This window comes from Pseudoalteromonas sp. D15MCD-2 (genome assembly GCF_038562745.1).
Lineage (GTDB): Bacteria > Pseudomonadota > Gammaproteobacteria > Enterobacterales > Alteromonadaceae > Pseudoalteromonas.
The window spans coordinates 3,189,836-3,214,225 of the sequence record NZ_JBCFQE010000001.1 but is presented as its reverse complement, the minus strand read 5'-3'; the positions used below and the strand labels follow the sequence as shown (position 1 = coordinate 3,214,225).

Sequence of the window (24,390 nt, the reverse complement as noted above, 5' to 3'; positions counted from 1 at the left end):
CAGCTTTCAGCCGTCAGTTTTTAGCCGAGCGGTGTTGTTTGTGAGCCTACCCCGTAGGAGGTACTTTAGTGCCGAAGTGTTTAGAACAATTCACGGTTAAAGCCGTTCCTACGTTTTGGTGTTGGCGTGAAATTTATTTCGCGCGGTGGTTTTATAATAGGGGTTAGATTTTAGAAGTCGGATTTTTAGTAGTTAGAATTCAGAAGTTAGATATCAGTTGATCGAGAGGGTGGTTTTATTTTTTGTGTAATTAAACAAAGAACTTGCTACACATGAAATGTATTTTACTTTGTACTAACCACTAACCACTAACCACTAACCACTAACCACTAACCACTAACCACTAACCTGCTTTTTTCTCCCCTGATCTTGATTTTATTTCGATTGTCGCCATATCTATTCAGTAATCTTGTTTTCACCCTTTTTATGGGGTTAGATCAAAGATTATGGCTGATTTTTAAATTTTCTTGCCGAAATTCCATATCTTCATAAACAGAAGGTTTGATGTTGCGCAGACTCTGGTATGATAGCGCACGAAATAAGCGGTGTTTTGAACAGCGTACTGATAAATTGTTAATTAATATGCCCTACATCATGAGCATAAGCGCATATTAATTATCAATTGAAGAAAGTGGGTTAGCTAATGACTAGCTAACAAAGAATATATTGTAACGGTTTTATCATGATATCTAATTTATTTACCAAGATTTTTGGTAGTCGCAATGACCGCACTATTAAAAACCTAAGAAAGACGGTCGCTCTAATTAATGCGCTTGAAAAGCAATTAGAAGCGCTTTCTGATGAAGATTTAAAAGCAAAAACAGCTGAATTTAGAGAGCGTTACGATAACGGACAAAGCCTAGATGACATTTTACCAGAAGCATTTGCTGTGGTACGTGAAGCATCTAAGCGTGTAAATGGCATGCGTCACTTCGACGTACAGCTACTAGGTGGTATGGTTTTACATCAAGGTCGCATCGCAGAAATGCGTACCGGTGAAGGTAAAACACTAACAGCAACATTACCTGCATACCTTCGTGGTTTAACAGGTAAAGGTGTTCACGTAATTACCGTGAACGACTACCTTGCAAAACGTGACGCCGAAACTAACCGCCCATTATTTGAGTTCTTAGGCCTAACAGTTGGCTGTAACGTACCAGGTATGATGCCACAGCAGAAGAAAATCGCTTACGCTGCCGACATCACTTACGGTACTAATAACGAATTTGGCTTTGATTATCTGCGCGATAACATGGCATTTAGCATTGAAGAGCGTGTACAACGCCCACTTTACTACGCTGTAGTGGATGAGGTGGATTCAATCCTAATCGATGAAGCGCGTACGCCGCTTATTATCTCAGGCCCAGCTGAAGACAGCTCTGAGCTTTACATCGAAATCAACAAAATTGTGCCAGACCTAGAGCTTCAAGAAAAAGAAGATGAAGAAGGCGTTGAAGGCGACGGCGATTACACGATCGATGAAAAGTCTAAGCAAGTTCACCTAACAGAGCGTGGTCAAATTAAAGTTGAAGAGCTACTAATTGAGCGCGGCTTAATTCAAGAAGGTGATTCACTTTACTCTGCTTCAAGCATCACATTATTAAGCCATGTGTATGCGGCACTTCGTGCTCACAAGCTTTATCAAAAAGACGTTGACTACGTTGTTAAAGAAAACGAAGTTATCATCGTTGATGAGCACACAGGCCGTACAATGGAAGGTCGTCGTTGGTCAGAAGGTTTACACCAAGCTGTTGAAGCAAAAGAAGGTGTACGCATTCAAAACGAAAACCAAACATTGGCATCAATCACATTCCAAAACTACTTCCGTTTATACGACACGCTAGCGGGTATGACAGGTACAGCAGACACAGAAGCGTTTGAGTTCCAGTCTATCTATGGTCTAGACACAGTAGTAATGCCAACGAACAAACCGATGATCCGTGACGATCGTGCTGATCTTGTGTACCTAACACAAGAAGAAAAGTACGAAGCAATTCTTGCTGATATCAAAGATTGTCAAGAGCGTGGTCAACCGGTACTTGTGGGTACTATTTCTATCGAAAGTTCTGAGTACTTATCGCAGTTCTTACGTAAAGAAAAAATTAAGCACAACGTACTTAATGCTAAGTTCCACGCGCAAGAAGCAGACATTGTTGCCGATGCTGGTTTACCTGGCACAGTAACTATTGCAACTAACATGGCCGGTCGTGGTACCGATATCGTGTTAGGTGGTAACTGGAACAGCGAAGTTGAAAAGCTAGAAAACCCAACTGATGAACAAATCAAAGCGATTAAAGATGAGTGGCAAAAACGTCACGATGCAGTAATCGAAGCAGGTGGTTTACACATCATTGGTACTGAGCGTCACGAATCTCGTCGTATCGATAACCAGCTACGTGGTCGTTCTGGTCGTCAAGGTGATGCGGGTTCAAGCCGTTTCTACTTATCAATGGACGACGCGCTAATGCGTATCTTCGCTGGTGAGCGCATGACTAACATGATGCGTAAATTAGGTATGCAACGCGGTGAAGCAATTGAGCACCCTTGGGTTAACCGCGCAATCGAAAACGCACAACGTAAAGTTGAAGCGCGTAACTTCGACGTTCGTAAACAATTACTTGAGTACGATGACGTAGCAAACGACCAACGTCGTGTTGTTTACTCGCAACGTAACGAGCTACTTGAAGAAGGCGATATTTCAGAAACTATCACTGCAATTCGCGGCGATGTGTTAAATGGTGTGATTGACCAATTCATTGCACCGCAAAGCTTAGCTGAAATGTGGGATATCCCAGGTCTTGAAGAACGCTTAAAACAAGATTTCTTAATCGAGCTGCCAATTTCACAATGGCTAGCTGACGATAGCAAACTATACGAAGAGAAACTTCGTGAGCGTATCGAAGAAGCAGTTGAGCAAGCATACAAGCAAAAAGAAGAGATGGTAGGCGAGTCTGTACTACGTCAATTCGAAAAAGCGATTATGCTACAAAGCCTAGACCAACATTGGAAAGATCACTTAGCTGCGATGGACCACCTTCGTCAAGGTATCCACTTACGTGGTTACGCACAGAAGAATCCTAAGCAAGAGTACAAGCGTGAGTCGTTCGAGCTATTCTCTGAAATGCTAGAGAACTTAAAAGTCGACGTTGTGGGTATTTTAAGTAAAGTACAAGTCCGCGCTGAAGAAGATGTTGAGAAAGTTGAAGAGCAACATCGCCGTAGCGAAAATGCACCACGTGAATACCAACACGAAGAAGCTGAGCACATCGGTGGCGAAACACCAGAAGGTGCTGTAGTAACACAACGTGCAGAACCAAAAGTAGGCCGAAACGAGCCGTGTCCTTGTGGTTCAGGTAATAAATATAAGCAGTGTTGCGGTAAATTAAAATAACCACAACACGGTGATAAAAAGCGACGCTTGCGTCGCTTTTTTTATGATTAAGGAAACAACAAATGACTAAAAAAGTAGTGCATGTTGCTGTTGGCGTTATTTATAAAGATCAGCAATTATTTATTTGTAAGCGCCCAGACGACAAACACCAAGGCGGCTTATGGGAATTCCCAGGCGGCAAAGTAGAGCAGGGCGAAAGCGTATTTACCGCACTTCAGCGTGAGCTGTTAGAAGAAGTAAACCTAACCGTAAACGCCAGTGAAGAGCTAATGGTTATCGAACATGACTACGGCGATAAATGCGTACGTTTAGATGTGCACATTGTTGATGATTTCACAGGCACGGCCCATGGCGCAGAAGGCCAACAAGGCAAATGGGTTGCACTCAACGAGCTTGATGATTACAGCTTCCCTGCTGCCAATGTTGAGATCATCGAAAAGATAAAGAAAAAGTATCAAGAGTAAATAACCAAAAGTTAGCGAGGGGAAAGTTAGCAAGATTAAAGCTTGTAGGCGTGAAATTTATTTCACGCGAAAATAGTTGCACAAAGAGAAAGATTAGCCGTCAGCTTACCGCTTACCGCTTACCGCTAATCTCTCCCTCCCACCGCTCAAAAATGCGGCTCATCCTGTTTTGATAAGAATTGTTACATATTCGGTTTTATTGTTTTGCTTGAGAGGTTTATTATGGTGAAAGCGAAAAACTAATGATTAATTAGGTTTGCTAGTTTTTCGATAAATACATCAAAAAATAATTAGTACGGGACTCCCATGAAAAAAGTAACACTTACCGCGGCAAGTATTGCACTAGCCCTCGGTCTTGTTGGTTGTGGTGAAAAAGAACAAGAAACTAAAGCACCAGCAACTGCGACCGTAACTGAAGCAAAAGCTCCTTTAAATTCAGGCATTGAATTGGCGAACATGGACAAGTCTGTTCGCGCACAAGATGACTTTTACTATCACGTAAACGGCGAATGGTTAGAGAAAACTGAAATTCCAGGTGATAAATCAAACTACGGTTCATTCACTCAGCTTTACGATGATTCGCAAAAAGCGATGAAAGAAGTACTAGAAAAAGCAGCGGCAAATAAAGACGTTAAGCCAGGCTCTGATGAAGCTAAATTAGCTGCATTCTACAACAGCTATATGGACGAAGCAGGCCGTGAAGCGGCTGGCATCAAGCCATTAACACCAGTGCTAGAAAGCGTTGATGCAGTTAAGAACAAGTCTGATCTAGTTGCTTTAATGGCTGAACTTCGCATTAAAGGCGGTAGCCTACCGTTTGGTTGGTACGTAAACAACGACGCGAAAAATTCTAGCGAAAACGCGATGTATGTTTATCAGTCTGGTTTAGGTTTACCAGATCGCGACTACTATCTAAAAGATGAAGAAAAATTCACAAAAATTCGTGAAGCTTACCAAGCATACGTAACCGCTATCTTAAGCAAAGCGGGTGTAGCTGATGCTGAGTCTGCGGCAAAAGCAATTATTGATCTTGAAACAAGCATTGCTGATGCGCAGTGGAGCCGTGTTGAAAGCCGTGATGCAACCAAATCTTACAATAAGATGAGTGTTGCAGATGCAAATAAACTTACTGGCGACTTTGATTTTGCAGCTTACCTTGATGCATCAGGTATCAAAACTGAAGATGTCATCATTCGCCAACCTAGCTACCTAGAAAAATTCGCAGGTATCTACAACGATACAGACTTAGCAACTTGGCAGAACTACCTTAAGTTCCATTTTGTTAGCAACTACGCTCGCCTATTAGATAAAGAGCTAGTAGACCTTAACTTTGATTTTTACAGCACAACACTTCGCGGTGTAACAGAGCAATCTCCACTTTGGAAAAAAGCGGTTGATGCATCAAACGGTGTTTTAGGTGAAATTCTAGGTAAAGTATACGTTAAAGAAAACTTCCCGCCTGAAGCGAAAGCGCGCATGGAAGAGTTAGTTGATAACGTAATCAAAGGTTATGCAGTTGCGATTGAAAACCTTGAGTGGATGAGTCCAGAAACAAAAATTGCGGCTAAAGAAAAGCTTGATAAGTTCACACCAAAAATCGGTTACCCAGATAAGTGGAAAGACTATTCTGCACTTGAAGTTAAAGGTGATGACTTAGTAGGTAACTACATTCGCCACAGCGAGTGGGAATATGCAGATATGACTGCAAAACTAGGTAAGCCAGTTGACCGTTCTGAGTGGCACATGACACCACAAACAGTAAACGCTTACTACAACCCTGTGAACAACGAAATCGTATTCCCTGCGGCTATCTTACAACCGCCATTCTTCAACCTAGAAGCTGATGACGCTGTTAACTACGGTGCAATTGGTGCAGTAATCGGCCACGAATTAGGTCACGGTTTTGATGACCAAGGTGCGAAGTACGATGGTGACGGTAACTTACGTAACTGGTGGAGCGAATCAGACCTTAAACAGTTTGAAGAGCGCACAGGTCAGCTAGTTGCTCAATATAACGAGTACAAACCATTTGAAGATGCAAGCGTTAATGGTCAGCTTACATTAGGTGAAAACATTGGTGACTTAGGCGGCTTAACTGTTGCTTATACGGCATACCAGTTATCACTTGGTGATGAAAAAGCGCCTATCATTGATGGTTATACAGGTGATCAGCGCTTCTTCATGGGTTGGTCGCAAATTTGGCGTCGTAAATATCGTGACGAAGAGTTACGTAACCGCCTAATGACAGACCCTCATTCACCAAGCCACTACCGTGTAATCGGTATTCTTTCAAACATGCCAGAGTTCTATCAGGCATTTGATGTGAAAGAAGGCGACAAGATGTATATCAAACCAGAAGATCGCGTAAAAATCTGGTAATTGATTATCGATTTTAAAAAAGGCTCTGAGTGAACGCTCAGAGCCTTTTTTGCTTTAGGAGATGTCAGCTTTCAGCCGTCAGTTTTGAGCTGCCCAGCATTGTATGTTGGTTATGTGTTGATGTGCATGACTCGCGTTGTATGGCGGACGCGCCAAGCAAGCGTGACGCCTACGGTGGTGTAGGCGTAAAATTTATTTCGCGCGAAGAAATTAAAGCATAATCGCATCTTTTAGATACTGGAATAACTCTTTATAAGCTTTGGCTGGCTTTTCTGCTTTAACTTCTTTTGCGGCGCTGCGCACTAATTGGCGCATTTTTTGGCGCTCAAGAGACGGGTATTGATCTATTGTTGAATTGATCAGGTCGTCACCTTGTTTAATCAAATCATCGCGCAGGGTTTCGATTTTGTTCATCAAAACATCGGCTTGATTGTTTTTATTAAGCATGATGTCGATCATCGCTTGGATTTCATCAACGTTTTCTGTGGTACGTAATACTTTTGCGATGTAGTTTAAGTTACGACGGTAAGCATCGCTCTTATCACTTACTTTATCAGAAACAACTAACGCTTCTTTTAAATCGTGATTAAGCGGTAAACGATCGCGCTGCTTTTTCGGCATTTTTGCAATTTCAGCACCCAGACCATGATATTGCATGGCTTCACGTTTTAATTCGCTTTTTGATACGTAAATAATTTCTTCTTCGATAAGTGGCTTTTTCTTCTTCGCCATAAGGATGCTCATTCAGTAAACTTAACTATTCGCTATTATACGCCATTTAGTTAATGATTAATATTAGCTGATGCAGGTCTCGCAGTGTGTTAGCATTCGTTACACTATAAAAAATATCAGAACCTAGGACACACAAGATGAAAGATCCTATTTATCAACACATTTCTGAAGTGAAAGACGCGGTAAGCGAAGTACTGGAGCATGCAAAAAAATTGGGTGCAACAGCAGCAGAAGCGGCGATGTCGAGCACGTCAGGTTTGTCTGTCAGCACGCGCATGGGCGAAGTTGAAACAATAGAGTTTAACCAAGACGGTGGCTTAGGTATCAGTGTTTATGTGGGTAACAACAAAGGCTCTGCTTCAACAGCCGATTTAAACCCTAAAACATTACGTACAGTGGTCGAAAAAGCCATTGATATTGCAAAGTTCACCTCTGACGACCCATTTAATGGTATCGCTGATAAAGAGTTACTTGAATTTGCACCGCAAGATTTAGATTTATACCACCCGTGGGAAGTTAGCCCTGAGCAAGGTGTTGAGTTTTGTCATCAAGCAGAACAAGCGGCGCTGAATGCCGATGAGCGCATTGTAAATTCAGACGGTGCGAGTTTTTCTTCTCACCAAGGTTTACGTGTTTATGGTAACAGCCATGGCATGATTGCAGGTTACCCGCGTACGCGTCACAGCATTAGTACGATGGTGATTGGTAAAGAAGGCGAGCAAATGCAGCGCGACTCGGCTTACACTATCGCGCGCCATAAAGATGATTTAAACGACGCTGCAAAAGTGGGCCTCGAAGCGGCAACCGAAACCTTGGCTAAGCTTAATAGCCAAAAGCTCGGTACTATGAAAGTGCCTGTAATTTTTAGAGCAGATATTGCTAACTCATTGTTTGGCCATTTAGTGTCGGCGATTGGTGGTGGTGCTCTTTATCGTAAATCGAGCTTCTTGCTTGATAGCTTAGGCACAAAAGTATTCAGCGATTGTGTGAATATCTCTGAGCGCCCGCATTTATTAAAAGGTTTAGCGTCTTCGCCGTTTGATGCTGAGGGCTTAAAAACTGTAGACCGTGAAATTATTCAAGGTGGTGAGCTGCAAACTTACCTATTAGCTAGCTATGCAGCACGCAAACTATCGATGGCACCAACGGGTCATGCTGGTGGTATTCATAACTGGCTAGTTGAGCAAACCCATGCTGATCTAAAAGCACTTTTAAAAACCATGGGCACAGGCTTATTAGTAACTGAACTTATGGGCCAAGGTGTGAACACGGTAACCGGTGACTACTCACGTGGTGCGGCGGGTTTTTGGGTTGAGAATGGAGAAATCCAATACCCAGTAAGTGAAATCACGATTGCTGGTAACTTAAAAGATATGTTTAAGGCCGTTGTGGGCTTAGGTGGCGACATCGAACGTCGTGGCGGTATTCAAACAGGCTCTATATTGATTGAACAAATGCAGGTTGCAGGTAGTTAATATATATACAACGAATCATTTTTTAAAGCCTCACTTTTGTGGGGCTTTTTTATTTGAAAAAGTTCTTTACCTAAACTTAACTTGAGGTTTTATCTTGGTGGCAATTTAAAAATAAAAAGGAAAACTACCATGTATTTAGAACACGTAAACCTTGTTGTTAGTAATGTTGATGCCATGCTGCACTTTTATAAAGCAGCATTCCCGCACTGGCGTGTGCGTAGTCAAGGCGATAGCAAATGGTCGGGCAAACCGCGCAAGTGGCTGCACTTTGGTGATGATTACCAATACCTTGCATTAAGCGATAACGGTGAAGCTGAAAACCGTGATTTAGCTGGCCACCAAGTAGGCCTTGCTCATTTTGCTTATGTGACAAACGATATTAATGCTGTTGTTGAACGTCTGGTTTCAGCTGGTTATGAAATTGATAAACACGGCCCAGAAAATCCATATCGTAAAAATGTATATTTCATCGACCCTGCAGGTTTTGAAGTTGAGTTTGTAGAGTATTTTAGTGATATCCCGAGTGAGAGGAATAATGACTTGTGAGGGAGCTGTCAGCTTTCAGCCGTCAGTTTTGAGCCGAGCATTGTTGTTTGTTGGTCAGGCATTGATTGATGGAATGGTGTTGTATGTAAGACGCGCCAAGCAAGCGTGACGCCTACGGTTGATGTAGGCGTGAAATTTATTTCGCGCGTTATCTTATTATATTGCGCGATGTAAAACTGCGGCTACGATAACTAGTACCTAGTACCTAGTACCTAGTACCTAGTACCTAGTACCTAGTACCTAGTACCTAGCACCTAGCACCTAGCACCTTTACTGCACTTTATTCATCTCTTTCCAACTGGCTTTTAGGCTGTTGGCAAAGCTGATGAACTTTTCTTTCATGGTACGTTTAACTGAAATCTCGACTGAGCCTAGCCATACATTACCTTCAATGGTGATGGTTGGGCCTTGGCCTTTGTTTAATGCAACAGATTTATTTTCTACGCTGCCAATTACGCTAAATAATTTAGATACCACATTAACATGTTCTGGTACGTAGATTTCGTCGTTACCTAAAATACAGTTCACGTAAATAGTGACATGCTGATGTTGGAAAATTGCTTCGCTAAAGTCGAGTTCGATTGAGCCTAAGCAGTTTGTAAGGTGAATTTCTTTTGGTACTACCCATTGGCCGCTGCGCTCATTTGAACCCAAAATACTACGAAGCTGCAGGCTTTCGTTGTCGCTGCTGTGGCTGTAGTGAGGTTTAAATTGCGCATGCTTATGCGATTTGTAGTCAATATCTGCTTTTAGTTCTAAATCAGCAACCAGTTCAACCAATACTTCGTTGCTGGTGGCTGCCATTGCCTGGTCTAGTCGGCGTTCAAATGCTTCGGCTGAAATAACAGCATGACTGTAGTTATAAATGAGTTGATCAATGACTTCTTCTCTTACTTGATCGATTGGGCGATCTTCAAGTTTAACGGCCATGGTAGTTCCCTGTTGTGATTTTAAAGGTGATTTTTTAGTTATTAATTACGAAGCAAGGCTTAGGCCAAAGTTTATTTTAATATAAATCAATGGTTTGTATTTTTTTGCTAATAAGCAACTTCGTTAAATTAACCACAGATTAATAAAATCAGCAACTAAATGGTTATTTTTGCAACATCGTGAACTTCTTACCGAGCAGCTTGTAAATCTTTACCTAAATGAATATAAATAGTCGCTGAATAAGTGTTTAAATTATTGAAAATAAACAAATAAATAGTTGGCATCATAGTCGCATTAGTAAATGTGTCTTAAATCAAAAGGAGAAGATTATGAACACTTTTAACAAATCTATGATTGCCGCTTTAGTAATTGGTGCAACTAGCATGTCAGCTCAGGCAAGCAGCTGGGAAAATGAAAGTAAAGATGCTTGGATTGATGGTAAGGCAGAAACTGTGCTTCTTATGAACACAAACCTTAACAACTTTGACATCAACACTGATGTAACGAATGGCAAGGTTGTACTTACAGGTAAAGTTGATAGCGAATTAGATAAAGAGCTTGCTGAAGAGCTAGTTCTTAGCCTAGACGGTGTTAGCTCTGTTGATAACAAACTAACTGTTGTTAAAAACATGAAAGCTAAGCACATGAAATCAGACAAAGCTGATTCAGCAGAAAGCGACTTAACCGACGCAAAAATCAGTACTGTAATCACAACACGTTATTTATTTAACTCAGAAGTGGGTGGTACAGACATCGATGTTGATACTGACATGGGTGTAGTAACACTAAAAGGTACTGTTGAGTCTGATGCAGAAAAGCAATTAGCGGTAAGCATTGCTGAAAATGCTGAAGATGTTCGCAAAGTAATCGATGAATTAACGATTGTTGCTGAATAATAGCAAGCCCTATATAGCCCAGCTTTGGCTGGGCTAAGCTTTTTCAAGGAGTGAGTCATGGATTTAATACGTATTATTTTATCGGTTTTAATTCCACCTCTTGGCGTATTTTTACAGGTAGGTTTAGGTGCGCAGTTCTGGATTAATATTCTTTTAACCTTATTAGGGTACATTCCAGGTTTGATTCATGCTGTGTATATCATCGCTAAGCGATAATCACTGCATTAATCTACAAGGATGGGTAATGGAGCACAGCAAGGAGTTGCTGTAGGAGTAACGGACGATAAACCGCAAGGAGTTTACAGTATGGATAATGTAACTACGCACAAAGGACAACAAGGAAGTAACAAGGCGTTATGGAGTAGCGTACAATGGCAACGCTTTATGGATAAAGTGAATGGAGATGACAGCAAGGAATAAGCTTAGGCAGGAGCCAAACAGGATGAAGCTAGCGTAAGGAGGAGACTATATGGAACAAGTACAAACGCAACCAACACAAGGATTGACCAACAATGGAGTTGCTTTATGGAACAAGCAACAGTGGCACGAATTTATGGAACACGCGAAAGCGGTTGCGCCACGACTAACAGGGAAGGCTGACGATAAAAACCCGATGTCATCTTCAGGTGACATCGGGTTTTTAACTACTTCAGCAATTTATCTTTATAACTTAAATTGATTCACCGTCTTATTTAAAGCGGCTGCCAATTCATTCAAATCACGTGCTTCATCCGCCAATTCATGGGCATGATCCGCAGTGCTATTCACTAAGTGATTAATTGCTGCCAAGCTATTGTTGATATCTTCTGCAACCACAGTTTGCTGCTCTGTCGAAGTCGCAATTTGATGACTTTGATCTTGCACATTTGTCACAGATTGCGCGATATCTTGTAGAGCTTGCAATACAATTTGTGTTTGCTCAACTGAGCCTTCAGCACGCTCTTGACCTTGTTGCATCATAGTCGATGCTTGTTGGGCAATTTGCTGTAAGCGGCTGACCATATTGCGAATATCATCAGTAGATTCTTGCGTTCTGCTTGCCAGTGAACGAACTTCATCAGCAACAACAGCAAAGCCTCGGCCTTGCTCACCCGCGCGGGCTGCTTCAATTGCCGCGTTCAGTGCCAGTAAGTTAGTTTGCTCAGCAATTGAGTTGATTACATCGACTACCGCACCGATATTGCCACTCTCTTGCTCAAGACCCGCTACCACTTTAGACGCTTCACCAATATGGCTTGCAAGGGCGGTCATCACTGACTGAGCTTGAGTAGAACGTTTCGTACCGTCAACGGTAATGGTTTGCACTTCTTCAGCGGCATTATTGGTGTGCTGGGCATTACGCGAGATTTCCATCACTGTAGACGCCATTTCGGTTACCGCCGCACTAACACTATCAACTTGCTGCTTTTCTTGCTGAATTTCATCGTTGGTTTTTTGCGATACAATTTTTAACTGGCTCGCAGCTTGGCTTAGTTGCTCAGCCTGCGCAGCAGTATTAAGCATCATTGCACGAAGTTTATCGATAAAGGTATTCATGTGATGAGCAAGTTGACCTACTTCATCATTACTCTTGATTTCGATTTTTTGTGTTAAATCGCCATCACCTGATGCGATATCACGCATGATGTAAGTTAGCTTAGTCAGCGGTTTGGTGATCATTTGCGTGGCCCAGAAGATCATCGCAATGATAATCGCAAGAATGATGATCACAGAGGTTGTGGTTGTCATCACCGCATCATTTACTGGTTCATCAATCATGCTGGTCGGAATTAAAATACCCACATACCAATCAAGATAAGGGGTTTCTAACTCAAGGCGGTTGTATACAACGTAATATTGCTCACCTTTGAAAGTAACAAAGCTGCTGCCATCTTTTTGGCTTTTCATCGCGCGGTTTAATTCGCTAAAGCCTGATGTGTCGCTAAATTGTTTTTCGAGGGCATCTAAGCCTTCCTTGCCATTCGGACCTTCGTCAGTCACAGATAGCTTGTGGCCAGTGCGCTTAGATAAGTGCACAACCTTTTGATTGCCATCAAGTAAGAAACCAAAGCCTTGGCCATTAAAACGAATTTCTTCAACCATGTCGTTGATGTTGTTTAGCTGTAAATCAACACCACCAAAGCCTATTAGTTTGTTTTGCTTATAAACAGGCTGTTGTACAACTGCAGAGGCATTACCTGTGGTTAAATCCACAGAAATTGGGCCTACATAGAGTTTGTTGATCTTTAAAGCATCTTGCCACCAACCACGTTTGTAAGCGTAGTAAGGTTGGCCATTATAATGAGTGGTTCGCTCGTTTTCTTTAAAGTACTCACCAGTTGTTGCAGATGCAAAGAAGGCAGATAAGATGTTGTCATCGTTGCCGCTGATACGCACAAAATCTTGATTAACGCTGTCGTATCCAGGTTGGTTATCAAGGCTTTGGTCACGTTCAGTCCAATTGTCGAACCAATTCACTAAATGCGGATTTGTAATGAAGGTTTGAACCACTTTACCGTATTTGGCAAAGTAACCTTGCATTGAAAGTCGTTCACTCTGTAAATAGCTGTCGGCTTCGCGTTGAATTGCTTGGCGCGATAGGTCAGCAATATGGCTAACAAAAAAACTAGACGCGATGATCAGTAGTACACTTATCGTCCCGCCGATGAGTAGTAATATTTTTTTACGTAAAGAGAGGTTATTTAACATAGGTGCACGTGTTTTTATTATCGGGTAGAGTTATCTATCTAATCATATTTGCACCCAAATCGCTACACCGTTAAGCGAACGTTAATAATAATTTCTAGAGGTAGTTGGATAAATGAGTTCTGAAAATAATAAACTGGTCGTTTTAGGGGCAGGTTGGCTTGGTAGTGCGCTGTGTGTTGAGGCTAAAGAATTAGCATGGCAAGTGCAGGGTACACACCGAAGTAGCGAGCACGAACATGACTTTCAGCGCCAATTTGCGCTTGCAGACGATGTGCTTAAACACGATGTTTCTCTTGAAGGTGCATGGTGGGTGTGTGCAATTCCACCGCGTAGTCGCAGCTCAGAAAGTAATTATTTAGTCACTTTGCAAGCAGGGCTTGAGCTTGCCAAGCAACTAAATTGTAAAGGCTTTATTTTATGTTCTTCGACGGGTGTCTACCCAACTGAGAATGGTCAATACGACGAAAGTACAGTAATTAATTGTCAATCAGCGCGCCAGCAACTGCTATTTGATGCCGAGCAGTTAGTGCTCAATGCCGGTGGTAAAGTGCTGCGTTTAGCGGGCCTTGTTGGGCCTGGGCGCGACCCAGGTAAGTTTGTTGCAGGTAAAGAGCTGTCTAGCTCAAGTCAGCAAGTGGTAAACATGGTTCAGCAGCAAGACGTGATAGCGGCGATTTTTTCTGTAATTGAAAACTGGTCAAGCGCGAGCAGCATTTATAATGTGGTCAATCCGTCGCATCCTACAAAAGCAGATTACTACCAACAAAAATGTACTGAGCAGGGTAATCAGCCACCGACATTTACTAGCCATGATAAAGGCGAGCGCCTCATTGATGGCTCAGCGATTGAGTCACTGAATTTTCGTTATCAAGCGCCTATTTAGCTACTTTTTAAAAGTTAGGTGGCCGCCCAGTCGGTATTTACTGCCCGGTGAGACTAAGCGCGCAAAGCTTACAATACCTTGCGATGACCACGTTCGGCGGATCACTTGTAAGCATGGCTCTTCGTTGTAAAGGTTGAGCCATTCACACATTTCTTGGTTGGGCATGATTGCTTCGACCGTATGGCGAGCCTCGGTGAGTGGGGCATTTTGCGATAAGTATTCATGGGGTGTTAGGCTGTGAAAATCTTGTTGTAAGTAGTCTTTAGCAAGAGCAGGGTTCACAAAACGCTCCTCAACTTGCAAAGGTTGTTCGTTCTCATTGTGCACAATCACACTTCGATAAACATGGCTGTCGACCTCGACACCCAAAGCAATCGCGATTGGGGCAATTGCGCTGATTGATTCCATCACTAAAATCGTACAACTGTAATTGCTGTTTCGCGCTTTAACTTCATCGGCAATGTTTTTGATTTCTAGTAACGATGATTGTGATTTGAAGCTGGCAACAAAAGTACCTTGCCCTTGGCTGCGGGTTAAAATACCGGCATCGGTTAACTCACTGAGCGCGCGCCTAGCTGTCATACGGCTAACTTGAAATTGACTGGTGAGTTCGTTTTCTGAAGGGACACGGTCGTTTTCTTGCCATTCTCCCGATTGAATGTTTTCCAGAATGAATTCTTTTATTTGCGCAAACTTAGGGACACTCATTTTGGGATGTATATGTAGTAAGTAAATAGTATGTTTGAAGGTGACATAATTTTCTTGTATATACAAGATGAGTTGATAAACTTTAAGCAAATTTAAATTTAGGCTCATACTGAGCCTTTAGCAAGCATCAAGATAGGTGAAAAATGCACACAACCAACAATGCTCAAGCGCTCTGGGATTTACTGATTACAGATGCCAATATCGCCACAATGGATCCTACTGTTGATGCACCCTACGGCGCCATTGAAAATGCAGCGATTGCCATTAAAGATGGCAAAATTGCCTGGTTAGGTGCACAAACCGATTTACCTGAGTTTGATGCATTAGCAACGCCAACTGTATCTGCAAAAGGTCAGTGGTTAACACCTGGGTTGATTGATTGTCACACTCACTTAGTGTTTGCCGGTAGCCGCGCAGAAGAATTCGAGCAGCGTTTGCAAGGTGTAAGCTACGAACAAATCGCTGCAAACGGTGGTGGCATTGCAAGCACCGTACGTGCAACTCGCGAAGCCGACCACGAAACTCTCTTTGTTAGTGCTAAAGAGCGCTTAAATGCGTTATACGCAGAAGGCGTGACGACGGTCGAGGTTAAATCTGGCTATGGCCTTGATTGTGAAAACGAAATTAAACTACTCGAAGTCGCGCGTTTACTCGGTGAGAACCACCCGGTTGATGTTAAAACCACGTTTTTAGGTGCTCACGCATTACCGCCTGAATATAAAGGCCGTAGCGATGAGTACATTGACTTGGTGTGCGGTGAAATGCTTGATCGTGTTGTTGAAGCTGATTTAGCTGATGCGGTTGATGCATTTTGTGAAAATGTTGGCTTTAGTAACGAGCAAACTCGCCGTGTGTTTGAAGCGGCTAAAAAGCACAACTTACCAGTTAAGTTGCACGCTGAGCAGTTATCTAATCAACATGGCGCAGAGCTTGTTGCAGAATTTAATGGCTTATCGGCAGATCATATTGAACACCTAGATGAAGCTGGCATTCAGGTAATGGCTAAAGCGGGCACCGCAGCGGTATTGTTGCCAGGTGCATTTTACTTCTTACGCGAAACAAAATATCCGCCAATTGAACTACTCCAGCAGTATCAAGTTCCGATCGCCATTTCAACTGACTTCAACCCTGGAACTTCACCATTATGTTCATTGCACTTAATGATGAATATGGCGTGCACTATTTTCCGTATGACACCAGAGCAAGCATTAGCAGGTGTAACACGAAACGCCGCGGGTGCGTTAGGTCTTGACGATCGTGGTGTGTTAAAAGTAGGGGCTCGAGCTGATATTGCTCACTGGCAAATATCCCACCCTGCACAATTAAGTTACCAATTCGGCGTAAATAAACTGTTAAATCTGTGGATTTTGGGTAGACTTAGTTAGATAAGTTTTATTACGCAGTTTGGATTACATGTCATTGATTCTTAGTTTAGCGAGTAGTAGCACGCAACTCGTAAATTTAACAAGTGATATAGTGCCAGTGTTTTTAGCTGGTAGCGTTTTTATGGCAATGATCTGTGCCTTATGCGTAACTCAAAACTCAACTTTAAGACTAAGCCTAGTCGTTAATGGCGTACTAGGTTTAGCTATTTTAAGCTTAGGATTACCTTGGCTGGTTATCTTACTTGCTTTAGCTTTATGCTTTCATTTATGGCAAGCATTTCGCACCACAAATTGGCTTGCCATAATATTGAGTGTCTCTGCTGCTATTTCATTTGCGGTTTTATACTCTGCCCACCTTTTACTCGACACCGCTTTATATTGGCTTGTTTTCTCGGTAGTTATTTTATCTATTTCAGGCTTTTTTAATTACGAAGAGCCCGAAGATGATGAGCAGGTTGAAGTTAAACCGCTCCATAACGATGATTTAGATGCCACACCACTGACTGGTTTACCTGATCGAAACGCGCTTAGAAATAGCTTTGTTGCATGGACCCAAGAGCACTCGGCTAACTGTGCACTAGTAATGATACGCCTTGAAGGTTTTAACGATGTTAACCAGCACATTGGTCGTGACTTTGGTGATTTATTATTAGCGCAATCGGCCACACGTATTAAACAGCAGCTTAGTGTTGATGCAGTGTTGAGTATGGCAAGTAACACCGCACATGCTGAAAAATTAGCGCATTTAGGGGGCTTAAACTTTGCCTTTATTTGCTCACTGGAAGAGCAAAAACACCTTCATGAGCAGCTGATCAGCCAAATTAGGCAAGTCACATTAAAGCCATTCAACGTTGCCAATTGCACCATTGAAGTTAAAGTGCGCGCCAGTTATGTGAATTGTGACGAACCTGAATACAGCTTCGAGAACCTAATTTCATTTGCCAACCTTGCCCTTGACTCTAACCCAGAGCGAGAAATTGTGCCTTATCACCCGCAAATGATGATCGAGCAATTAGAGCAACAAGCACGTCTACGCGAATTAGCTCACTTAGATTTTGCTAGCGAACTTGAACTTTACTTTCAGCCAGTTATTCGTAATAGCGACGAGCAAATTGAGTTTTTAGAATTGCTGCTACGTTGGCAGCATCCTAAGCAAGGCATTCTTTCGGCTAACAAATTTATTGATGATATTCGTGTCGCTGGCCTAAGTTACCCTGTAGCAGCGTATGTTATTGAACGTGCTGCTGAGCTTGCTATGGCACTGCGTATGGAAGGCATTGAACTACCACTCAGTATTAACGTGTTTGGCCCAGAAATGCTGCATGAAGAGTTCATTGAATTTGTTGACCGCATTATGAATGAACACCGCTTAGAGCCGGGCGATTTAATTATTGAATGCCCGCTCGATCTATTTATGAGCTTAGATGACCAAGGTAAAGCCATGGTCGCAAGGCTAAATAGTATTGGTATTAAGCTGTGTATTGATGGCTTTGGTGACACGCCAATTTGGCTTGCGAAGCTACCTAATCTTAATGTTGAGTATATTAAAGTAGCTGCATCGCTAACCGCTGACTTTGCCCATCAAAGCCAAGTTCGTAGCCTAGTCTCTGGCATGGTGGATATGCATAATCAAAATAATGCCAAGGTGATTTGTGAAGGGGTAGAAACCCTAGAGCAACTTAAATTTGTTAAGTCGTTGAACACCTACGCCGCACAGGGTTATTACTTTAATTACCCGCTTAGCAGCGTAGGCATGATGTCGTGGTTAAAACAATGGCGGTTAGAGCATCAGGGGGAAAACTAAAGCCGTCAGCCGTCAGCCGTCAGCCGTTAGCCGTCAGCTTTCAGCTTGAAAGTTAGCGAGTAGTTTGACTCGTTACATCGTGTTTTATCTCGAATCTTGCTTCTAATTTAAGGGTCGCGGCATAAAGCCGCTGCTACAGGTAGGCGTGAAACTTGTTTCGCGCGTCTGACAGCTGAAGGCTGAGAGCTGACCGCTTCTATGTGTTGAGTATCGCTTATTTCGTCCCGACCCAACAAAAATCAGTCGCTACCTCGTTTCTCGCGTTTTTCTAACTTGCCTCTCTCGCCTGCAAATACGCATTCACTAGGGCGGTGATGATTTGGCCAGCGTCATTCATGCCTGCTTCTAAACTAACCGGGTGTTGTGATGGTGCGCCTTCGCATAAGTGAAGGTAATGAGCAGTCGTTTGGCTAGCTGCTAAATGCACAAAATGTTCTGCATCACTTACACTAAAGCCACAGTTGGTGTATGCACTAACCGGCATTAACGAAATGCTGTCTAGGTCGACTTCGACTCCTAGTGGCGCATTATCAAACTGCGCTAATGCGTGTTGACACGCTGAAGATAAATCAACTTTGCGACGTACTTGAATGTCTTGATAACTATCAAACGTGAAGTTTGCGCTTGTCAGGGCATCCATAATCGCTTGGTTATTTTTAAATTCGTGTAACCCCATCACATGGTAGTCAGCAAGGTGGTTTTCACTGTACGCATATCTAAAACCATTACCGCTATGACGGCCTTCACACTCTCTGAAGTCAGCATGAGGGTCTAAGTTGATAGCGTTGACTGGTTTACCATATTGCTTACTAAGGGCACGTAAAATACCTAAGCAGTTGTTATGGCCACCACCAATCACAATTGGCTCAAGGCCAGCTGCAAAAACCATTGCAAGCACTTGCTCAACGCGGGTGTCTATATCAGCGCATAATTCACGTAGTTTGGCTAAGTCGGCGTCGTTTTTATTATCAAGGTCAGCAGCTTGTTGGTTTAAATCATCAAGGGCCACTTCGCCGAGCAATAACACACGCTCGTGGTTTAAAAACTGATTATGCGTTTGGTTTAAAAAGCGCTTTAAAAATGCTTGCCACGCTTGTCCTGAGCCACCGTTACCTAAGTTAGCGCGAGGGCCAATATCTTCACATACGCCAACTAAAACATAGCGAATACCGAAGTGTTTTGCATCGATGAGTGCTTGTGGGGCGTTAACTTGAGTGTCGAGAAGGGCAAGGGCTTGCCAAGCTTTGAGTTCGTTAGCGCGGCGAGCACATAAGTGCTTTACCGCCGCTTCATCATAAATTTTAAGGTAGTTTGTCACCGAGATTAGTCTTCTATTATTTCTAACTCTAATTCTTCAGCAGATAATATAATACCGGTGCTATCAGCGTAAACAAAGTCGTCATCAAAGAAAGAAACGCCTGCGAAGTTAACGCCAATGCCGTCTTCACCTGCGCCTTCGCTATCGGCAGCAACAGGAATAGAGGCAATTGCTTGAATGCCTAAGTCTAGCTCTTCAAGTTCATCAACATGACGAATGGCACCGTAAACGATAATGCCTTGCCAGTTGTTTTCTAATGCGATTTCAGCCAGCTCTATATCAATAAGGGCGCGTCGGGTAGAACCACCACCATCAATCAATAACACGCTGTCAGTGCCATCGGTTGATAAAATTTCGCGGATCAGCTCGTTATTTTCAAAGCATTTAACGGTTTTTACTCGACCACTAAAGCTTGGGCGTCCACCAAAATTGATAAACATTGGTTCGAGCACATCAACCACATCTGCAAAGTGGTCGCATAAATCAGAAGTGCTGTAATCCATTTTTTCATCCTCTAAAGAGACTGTCTGTTTAGTACTCAGTATACCCTGATACAACTCAATAACAACGACTTAATAGCGGATTATTGGTTTAAATCAAAGGAATTTCGCCATCGCAACATTAGTGTCTCAAAAGCGTCACCTAATTGTTATTTTTAGCGCCTAAGCTGAGATGAGTATAAAAATTAGACGCAAAGTATGACAAGGAGCTCACCATGGCAAACAACATACTTACTAAATTGGCAAAAGTGGATGAACAGCTGTTTTTAAGTGTATTCAATGACGCTTCGCCAGTTTGGCTTAGAAGATCAGCGCTTGGGTTCTCTAAAAGCGGTGATGGCGGACTTTACGTGGTGTTGTTTCTTGGTTTTTGGTGGTTCACCGAGCAGCTGCACTTTCAACAGCTGGCGATGAGTATATTAGTGGGTTTTGCCATTGAGCGGCCTATTTACTTTTTAGCTAAAAAGCGCATCGCGCGGGTCAGGCCCTGCGACTGTTTAGTGCAAGGCGCGTATTTGGTGCCGAGTGACCAATTTAGCTTACCGTCGGGGCATAGTGCTGGGGCATTTGTGGTGGCGACTATTTTAACTATCTATTTTCCTGAATTTGCTGTGCTTTGGCTGATGTGGGCATCAGGGGTCGCGGCATCTAGAGTGATTATTGGTGTGCATTACCCAGCTGATGTGGTGATTGGCGCTGTGATGGGTTCAAGTTGTGCGGTATTAGCTGTAATGGTGGTGGAGTCTATATGAGAATTTTGTACGGTATTCAAGGTACGGGTAATGGCCATATTACTCGCGCACGAGTAATGGCAACGACCTTTAAAGCATTGGGAGTCGATGTTGACTATGTGTTTTCGGGTCGTAAAGAGCAAGACTACTTTGATATGGACGATTTTGCCGAATACCGAGCTTTTCGAGGCTTGTCGTTTACCAGCAAGTCGGGGCAGGTTGATAGCTTTAAAACATTAAAAAATGCGCGCCCGCTGCAGCTTTTAAAAGATATAAAAAACCTTGATTTACGTCACTATGATTTGGTGTTTAATGACTTTGAGCCGATTACAGCGTGGGCTGCTAAACAGCAAGGTGTCCCCGTTATTGGTATGAGCCACCAAGCGGCGTTTTTATCTGATAAAGTGCCGATGTTTGGCCGAGCTTTCTTTCGTCGTGCGCTGATCCGTAACTATGCGCCAGCGAGCGTTTATTTAGGGGTGCATTGGCAGCCTTATGCAGAAAACATCATTCCGCCATTTATTGCTAATCATCACCATGATAACCCGGTGATGGTCGAAAATAAGGTGTTGGTGTATTTGCCTTTTGAAAGTTTAGACAGTGTGGTCGACTACCTCAAAGACTTTCCTGAACGTGAGTTTTACTGTTATCACCCAGATGCGCAGGATTGCTCAATCGGTAATATTCATCTAAGAGCGCCTTCACGTGTTGGGTTTTTAAATGATCTGGCCAATGCTGGCGGCGTGATTGGTAACGCCGGATTTGAACTTGCAAGTGAAGCATTGCAACTTGGTAAAAAGTTATTGTTAAAACCACTTGGAAAACAATTTGAGCAGGGGATTAATGCACAGACGCTATTGTCGATGGGAGCAGCCCATGTCATGAGCTATTTAAACCCCAATGCGATGGATGATTGGTTGCAATCGCCACAGAACAAAAAACTGAATTTTCCGAGCGATCCAGCACCTTTGGTTGATTGGTTGCAAAAAAAACAATGGGAAAAGCTGGATAAATTGCATAAACATCTATGGCAACAGGTTGATTTAGAACAAAAACTGATTGTTTAAAAGTACCTTATATTGGAAAATGCGCGGCAAGTTTAACCACTTTTTATTAGCTGCTTTAAATAGTTTAGCTATACTTTAAATGCATGTTTCTATAAGGCACTTTGAATGAATGTATTACAAAACTTAACTATTAAGCGTCGTTTACAGTTAAACGCGCTCGTTGTTGGTCTTGCAATGATTGTGATGCTGTGTGTAATTATCTTTGAGTCGCGCATGATGCTAAAGCTCAACGAAACAATTCAAAATGCGGAGGAGCTCGACATTCATGAACTTGCGATGCGTAAACATGAAAAAAACTTTTTGTTTTACAAAGATGTCGATAGCCTTGAGCTTTTTGAAAAAGAGTATTCGCAGCTAAAAAATAAAATGGCGCGACTAGACGAGTTAGTGAAAGATTTGTCGATGGACTCATCTAAGCTCATTGAATTTAGACGTCTTGCGAAAACTTATTACGATGACTTCAATGAAGTTGTGGTACTACAAAAGAAAATAGGTTTACACCCTAAAGATGCACTTTATGGTGATTTACGTGGTGCAGTGCATCAAGTAGAAACATTATTAAGTGAGCGCGAAAACTATAAATTACTGGCTTTAATGCTACAGCTTCGCCGTGCAGAAAAAGACTTTATGCTGCGCTTTGATTTAAAGTATATGGGCAAGTTTGATGATTTAGTTGCTAGCTTTAGATCAGAGGTTAAAAACGCTGGGTTCGATGCAAATTACGAAAACCAATTACTTAGTTTGCTTACGACTTATCAAAGTAAATTTAAAGCCTTAGTTGATGCACAAGTTGCCTTGGGCCTTGATTTAGAGTCAGGGGCACTCGGTGAGATGAAACGCAGTGTTGAGCTTAGTGATGCAATTGTCAGCCAACTGACCACACAAACTAAAGAGTTTGTAGAATCTAGTGCTGCTAGTGCGCAGTTGATTGCCATTCTTGTGTTTATTATTGCGAGCATTTTAGTGATGCTATTAGTTTACTTTACTAGCCGCTCAATTATTCAGCCTATCGAACGTGTGTACCACACGATTAACGAAATTCGTCGCAATAACGACTTAAGTATGTCGATTACTCAATCAGGTAAAGACGAAATCACCACAATGACGATCGACTTTAATAGCTTGATCAGTGATTTTAAAAAGCTGATTTACGAGGTAAATACAGCGCTAAGTACTCTTAACGTGGCAACAGAACATTTATCTGAAACGACTGCAGCAACTAGCTCAGGTATGCAAGAGCAGCTTCACGAAGCTGATATGGTTGCCACAGCTGCCACCGAAATGCAGGCGACGATTCAAGATATCTCACACAATACTGAAGCAGCAGCGAAAAAAGCTGAGTCGACTAACGTAAGTGCGCAGCAAGGCCGCTCTGAGGTTGAGTCTACTGTGGTGCAAATAAACCACTTATCTGATTCACTCGGTAATGCGTCAAGCGTGGTGTCGCAGTTAGAAAAAGACGCTGAAACCATTGGCTCTGTACTTGATGTTATTCGTGGCATTGCTGAGCAAACAAACTTACTGGCACTCAATGCAGCCATTGAAGCGGCGCGTGCCGGTGAACAAGGCCGTGGCTTTGCGGTAGTAGCAGATGAAGTTCGCTCACTTGCGCAACGTACCCAAGATTCAACGCAAGAGATCGAGAGCATTATTTCGACCTTACAAGGGCGTACGCAAGAAGTGGTGAGCATTATGCAGCAATGTCGTACGCAAGGTGGCGAAAGTGCAGCACAGGCAAGTAAAGCTGGTGAGTTGCTTCGCTCAATCACCGAAGATGTACAAACCATAATGGATATGAGTACTCACATTGCCACCGCAATTGATGAGCAAAGCCAAGTGGCTTCTGAGGTGAATAAAAACGTGGTACGCATTCGTGATATCGCTCAAGAGGCATCGGGCCACGCGGCGACTAATGCGCAAACCAGCGAAGAGGTGTCTGAGCAAGCACGTGTGCTTTATCAGGCAATCGATAAGTTTAAAGTTTAATGAATTAGTCTGTTGAAAAACAAAAGCGCGGTGACGGTTTCGTCATCGCGCTTTTTTGTTTTTAGGTGTGCTTTATCGAGGCATTTTGATAGGTATTAAGGCACAAACTTAATAGGCACGCTGTCTTTACTTGCTTCGTGCTCAGAGACTCTCGTTTGGTATTGCTGCCAAAGCTCATCATGGTTAGCTTGCAGCTCACTTAAATAGTGCCAGCTGAATAAACCGCTATTATGATTATCGCTAAATACCAGTCGAATCGCATAATGACCAACCGGCTCAATTTTGCTAATTCCTACTTGTTGCTTACCAAGTACGAGTTTCATTGGTTCATTGCCATGACCTTGTACTTCAGCAGAAGGTGAGTGAACACGCAAAAATTCAGCACTAAATTGAGCAATAGTCTGATCATCAAAATGAACATCTAATACTTTGCTAACGCTGTGATAATGCACTTTAGTGACTTCTTTCATGTGAGCCTTACCTTATATAAACTAAAAAGCCTCCAAC

The 24,390-nt window shown here is 42.6% G+C and carries 21 protein-coding genes; 14 read left to right on the top strand and 7 right to left on the bottom strand.

Annotated elements, in window-relative coordinates; genetic code table 11:
- Positions 1-682: 682 nt before the first annotated feature.
- The 3 genes from secA to AADY36_RS14740 all read left to right on the top strand — a co-directional run bounded on the left by secA (position 683) and on the right by AADY36_RS14740 (position 6,234).
- On the top strand, positions 683-3,391 hold the full coding sequence (gene secA / locus AADY36_RS14750) for a preprotein translocase subunit SecA (protein WP_055022436.1): 2,709 nt from the start codon (positions 683-685) through the stop codon (positions 3,389-3,391).
- A 62-nt stretch (positions 3,392-3,453) separates the two neighbouring features.
- A complete protein-coding gene (gene mutT / locus AADY36_RS14745; protein ID WP_285221862.1) occupies positions 3,454-3,855 on the top strand; it encodes an 8-oxo-dGTP diphosphatase MutT in 402 nt (133 codons plus the stop codon).
- Positions 3,856-4,161: 306 nt separating this feature from the next.
- On the top strand, positions 4,162-6,234 hold the full coding sequence (locus AADY36_RS14740; RefSeq protein WP_054563310.1) for a M13 family metallopeptidase: 2,073 nt from the start codon (positions 4,162-4,164) through the stop codon (positions 6,232-6,234).
- A 210-nt stretch (positions 6,235-6,444) separates the two neighbouring features.
- Here AADY36_RS14740 and yjgA read toward each other — a convergent pair whose 3' ends face one another.
- Positions 6,445-6,966 carry a ribosome biogenesis factor YjgA gene (gene yjgA, locus AADY36_RS14735; RefSeq protein WP_054563425.1) on the bottom strand — a complete coding sequence of 174 codons (522 nt, stop codon included), beginning with the start codon at positions 6,964-6,966 and terminating at the stop codon, positions 6,445-6,447.
- 137 nt (positions 6,967-7,103) lie between these two features.
- Here yjgA and pmbA point away from each other — a divergent pair, with 137 nt between their 5' ends.
- On the top strand, positions 7,104-8,441 hold the full coding sequence (gene pmbA / locus AADY36_RS14730) for a metalloprotease PmbA (RefSeq protein WP_342409134.1): 1,338 nt from the start codon (positions 7,104-7,106) through the stop codon (positions 8,439-8,441).
- A gap of 129 nt (positions 8,442-8,570) precedes the next feature.
- Positions 8,571-8,987, top strand: coding sequence for a VOC family protein (locus tag AADY36_RS14725; RefSeq protein ID WP_054563313.1), 417 nt, complete (start codon positions 8,571-8,573; stop codon positions 8,985-8,987).
- A gap of 270 nt (positions 8,988-9,257) precedes the next feature.
- Here the strand turns inward: AADY36_RS14725 and AADY36_RS14720 are convergent, their stop codons facing one another.
- On the bottom strand, positions 9,258-9,917 hold the full coding sequence (locus AADY36_RS14720) for a LiaF domain-containing protein (RefSeq protein ID WP_054563314.1): 660 nt from the start codon (positions 9,915-9,917) through the stop codon (positions 9,258-9,260).
- Positions 9,918-10,246: 329 nt separating this feature from the next.
- Between AADY36_RS14720 and AADY36_RS14715 the strand changes: the two genes are divergently transcribed.
- The 3 genes from AADY36_RS14715 to AADY36_RS14705 all read left to right on the top strand — a co-directional run bounded on the left by AADY36_RS14715 (position 10,247) and on the right by AADY36_RS14705 (position 11,492).
- Positions 10,247-10,813, top strand: coding sequence for a BON domain-containing protein (locus tag AADY36_RS14715; RefSeq protein ID WP_054563315.1), 567 nt, complete (start codon positions 10,247-10,249; stop codon positions 10,811-10,813).
- Positions 10,814-10,870: 57 nt separating this feature from the next.
- Positions 10,871-11,029 carry a YqaE/Pmp3 family membrane protein gene (locus tag AADY36_RS14710; RefSeq protein ID WP_064971745.1) on the top strand — a complete coding sequence of 53 codons (159 nt, stop codon included), beginning with the start codon at positions 10,871-10,873 and terminating at the stop codon, positions 11,027-11,029.
- 253 nt (positions 11,030-11,282) lie between these two features.
- Positions 11,283-11,492: a hypothetical protein gene (locus tag AADY36_RS14705; RefSeq protein WP_055021368.1), complete on the top strand. Its 210-nt coding sequence runs from the start codon at positions 11,283-11,285 to the stop codon at positions 11,490-11,492.
- On the opposite strand, the gene AADY36_RS14700 is transcribed toward AADY36_RS14705, so the two are convergent.
- Positions 11,477-13,501, bottom strand: a complete 2,025-nt coding sequence (locus AADY36_RS14700) for a methyl-accepting chemotaxis protein (RefSeq protein ID WP_054563318.1) — start codon at positions 13,499-13,501, stop codon at positions 11,477-11,479. The two genes, AADY36_RS14705 and AADY36_RS14700, sit on opposite strands and share 16 nt — an antisense overlap.
- Positions 13,502-13,613: 112 nt before the next feature.
- Here AADY36_RS14700 and AADY36_RS14695 point away from each other — a divergent pair, with 112 nt between their 5' ends.
- Complete coding sequence (locus AADY36_RS14695; protein ID WP_342409133.1) at positions 13,614-14,384, top strand: NADP-binding protein; 771 nt, start codon at positions 13,614-13,616, stop codon at positions 14,382-14,384.
- On the opposite strand, the gene hutC is transcribed toward AADY36_RS14695, so the two are convergent.
- Positions 14,385-15,092, bottom strand: a complete 708-nt coding sequence (gene hutC, locus AADY36_RS14690) for a histidine utilization repressor (protein WP_055021370.1) — start codon at positions 15,090-15,092, stop codon at positions 14,385-14,387. It lies immediately after the preceding gene.
- A gap of 143 nt (positions 15,093-15,235) precedes the next feature.
- On the opposite strand from hutC, the gene hutI reads away from it, so the two are divergent.
- Positions 15,236-16,477: an imidazolonepropionase gene (gene hutI, locus AADY36_RS14685; protein WP_342409132.1), complete on the top strand. Its 1,242-nt coding sequence runs from the start codon at positions 15,236-15,238 to the stop codon at positions 16,475-16,477.
- A 121-nt stretch (positions 16,478-16,598) separates the two neighbouring features.
- Positions 16,599-18,281 (top strand): GGDEF domain-containing phosphodiesterase, encoded by a 1,683-nt coding sequence (locus AADY36_RS14680; protein ID WP_342409281.1) that lies wholly within the window; start codon positions 16,599-16,601, stop codon positions 18,279-18,281.
- Positions 18,282-18,549: 268 nt separating this feature from the next.
- Here AADY36_RS14680 and AADY36_RS14675 read toward each other — a convergent pair whose 3' ends face one another.
- Together AADY36_RS14675 and rraA are read right to left on the bottom strand one after the other, a co-directional pair.
- Positions 18,550-19,599, bottom strand: a complete 1,050-nt coding sequence (locus AADY36_RS14675) for a formimidoylglutamase (RefSeq protein WP_342409131.1) — start codon at positions 19,597-19,599, stop codon at positions 18,550-18,552.
- 5 nt (positions 19,600-19,604) lie between these two features.
- Positions 19,605-20,102, bottom strand: coding sequence for a ribonuclease E activity regulator RraA (rraA, locus tag AADY36_RS14670; RefSeq protein WP_054552822.1), 498 nt, complete (start codon positions 20,100-20,102; stop codon positions 19,605-19,607).
- A gap of 212 nt (positions 20,103-20,314) precedes the next feature.
- On the opposite strand from rraA, the gene AADY36_RS14665 reads away from it, so the two are divergent.
- The 3 genes from AADY36_RS14665 to AADY36_RS14655 all read left to right on the top strand — a co-directional run bounded on the left by AADY36_RS14665 (position 20,315) and on the right by AADY36_RS14655 (position 23,883).
- A complete protein-coding gene (locus AADY36_RS14665) occupies positions 20,315-20,851 on the top strand; it encodes a phosphatase PAP2 family protein (protein WP_055197485.1) in 537 nt (178 codons plus the stop codon).
- A complete protein-coding gene (locus AADY36_RS14660) occupies positions 20,848-21,897 on the top strand; it encodes an MJ1255/VC2487 family glycosyltransferase (protein ID WP_342409130.1) in 1,050 nt (349 codons plus the stop codon). The genes AADY36_RS14665 and AADY36_RS14660 overlap by 4 nt, the downstream gene beginning before the upstream one ends.
- Before the next feature lie 105 nt (positions 21,898-22,002).
- Positions 22,003-23,883 (top strand): methyl-accepting chemotaxis protein, encoded by a 1,881-nt coding sequence (locus AADY36_RS14655; RefSeq protein WP_342409129.1) that lies wholly within the window; start codon positions 22,003-22,005, stop codon positions 23,881-23,883.
- A 95-nt stretch (positions 23,884-23,978) separates the two neighbouring features.
- Here AADY36_RS14655 and AADY36_RS14650 read toward each other — a convergent pair whose 3' ends face one another.
- Positions 23,979-24,353, bottom strand: a complete 375-nt coding sequence (locus AADY36_RS14650; RefSeq protein WP_055021375.1) for a gamma-butyrobetaine hydroxylase-like domain-containing protein — start codon at positions 24,351-24,353, stop codon at positions 23,979-23,981.
- Positions 24,354-24,390: the final 37 nt, after the last annotated feature.

Excerpts from the sequence above, each read along its gene's own strand:
- secA (WP_055022436.1), top strand. The coding sequence starts at position 683 with ATGATATCTAATTTATTTACCAAGATTTTTGGTAGTCGCAATGACCGC.
- mutT (WP_285221862.1), top strand. The coding sequence starts at position 3,454 with ATGACTAAAAAAGTAGTGCATGTTGCTGTTGGCGTTATTTATAAAGAT.
- AADY36_RS14740 (WP_054563310.1), top strand. The coding sequence starts at position 4,162 with ATGAAAAAAGTAACACTTACCGCGGCAAGTATTGCACTAGCCCTCGGT.
- yjgA (WP_054563425.1), bottom strand. The coding sequence starts at position 6,966 with ATGGCGAAGAAGAAAAAGCCACTTATCGAAGAAGAAATTATTTACGTA.
- pmbA (WP_342409134.1), top strand. The coding sequence starts at position 7,104 with ATGAAAGATCCTATTTATCAACACATTTCTGAAGTGAAAGACGCGGTA.
- AADY36_RS14725 (WP_054563313.1), top strand. The coding sequence starts at position 8,571 with ATGTATTTAGAACACGTAAACCTTGTTGTTAGTAATGTTGATGCCATG.
- AADY36_RS14720 (WP_054563314.1), bottom strand. The coding sequence starts at position 9,917 with ATGGCCGTTAAACTTGAAGATCGCCCAATCGATCAAGTAAGAGAAGAA.
- AADY36_RS14715 (WP_054563315.1), top strand. The coding sequence starts at position 10,247 with ATGAACACTTTTAACAAATCTATGATTGCCGCTTTAGTAATTGGTGCA.
- AADY36_RS14710 (WP_064971745.1), top strand. The coding sequence starts at position 10,871 with ATGGATTTAATACGTATTATTTTATCGGTTTTAATTCCACCTCTTGGC.
- AADY36_RS14705 (WP_055021368.1), top strand. The coding sequence starts at position 11,283 with ATGGAACAAGTACAAACGCAACCAACACAAGGATTGACCAACAATGGA.
- AADY36_RS14700 (WP_054563318.1), bottom strand. The coding sequence starts at position 13,501 with ATGTTAAATAACCTCTCTTTACGTAAAAAAATATTACTACTCATCGGC.
- AADY36_RS14695 (WP_342409133.1), top strand. The coding sequence starts at position 13,614 with ATGAGTTCTGAAAATAATAAACTGGTCGTTTTAGGGGCAGGTTGGCTT.
- hutC (WP_055021370.1), bottom strand. The coding sequence starts at position 15,092 with ATGAGTGTCCCTAAGTTTGCGCAAATAAAAGAATTCATTCTGGAAAAC.
- hutI (WP_342409132.1), top strand. The coding sequence starts at position 15,236 with ATGCACACAACCAACAATGCTCAAGCGCTCTGGGATTTACTGATTACA.
- AADY36_RS14680 (WP_342409281.1), top strand. The coding sequence starts at position 16,599 with ATGGCAATGATCTGTGCCTTATGCGTAACTCAAAACTCAACTTTAAGA.
- rraA (WP_054552822.1), bottom strand. The coding sequence starts at position 20,102 with ATGGATTACAGCACTTCTGATTTATGCGACCACTTTGCAGATGTGGTT.
- AADY36_RS14665 (WP_055197485.1), top strand. The coding sequence starts at position 20,315 with ATGGCAAACAACATACTTACTAAATTGGCAAAAGTGGATGAACAGCTG.
- AADY36_RS14660 (WP_342409130.1), top strand. The coding sequence starts at position 20,848 with ATGAGAATTTTGTACGGTATTCAAGGTACGGGTAATGGCCATATTACT.
- AADY36_RS14655 (WP_342409129.1), top strand. The coding sequence starts at position 22,003 with ATGAATGTATTACAAAACTTAACTATTAAGCGTCGTTTACAGTTAAAC.
- AADY36_RS14650 (WP_055021375.1), bottom strand. The coding sequence starts at position 24,353 with ATGAAAGAAGTCACTAAAGTGCATTATCACAGCGTTAGCAAAGTATTA.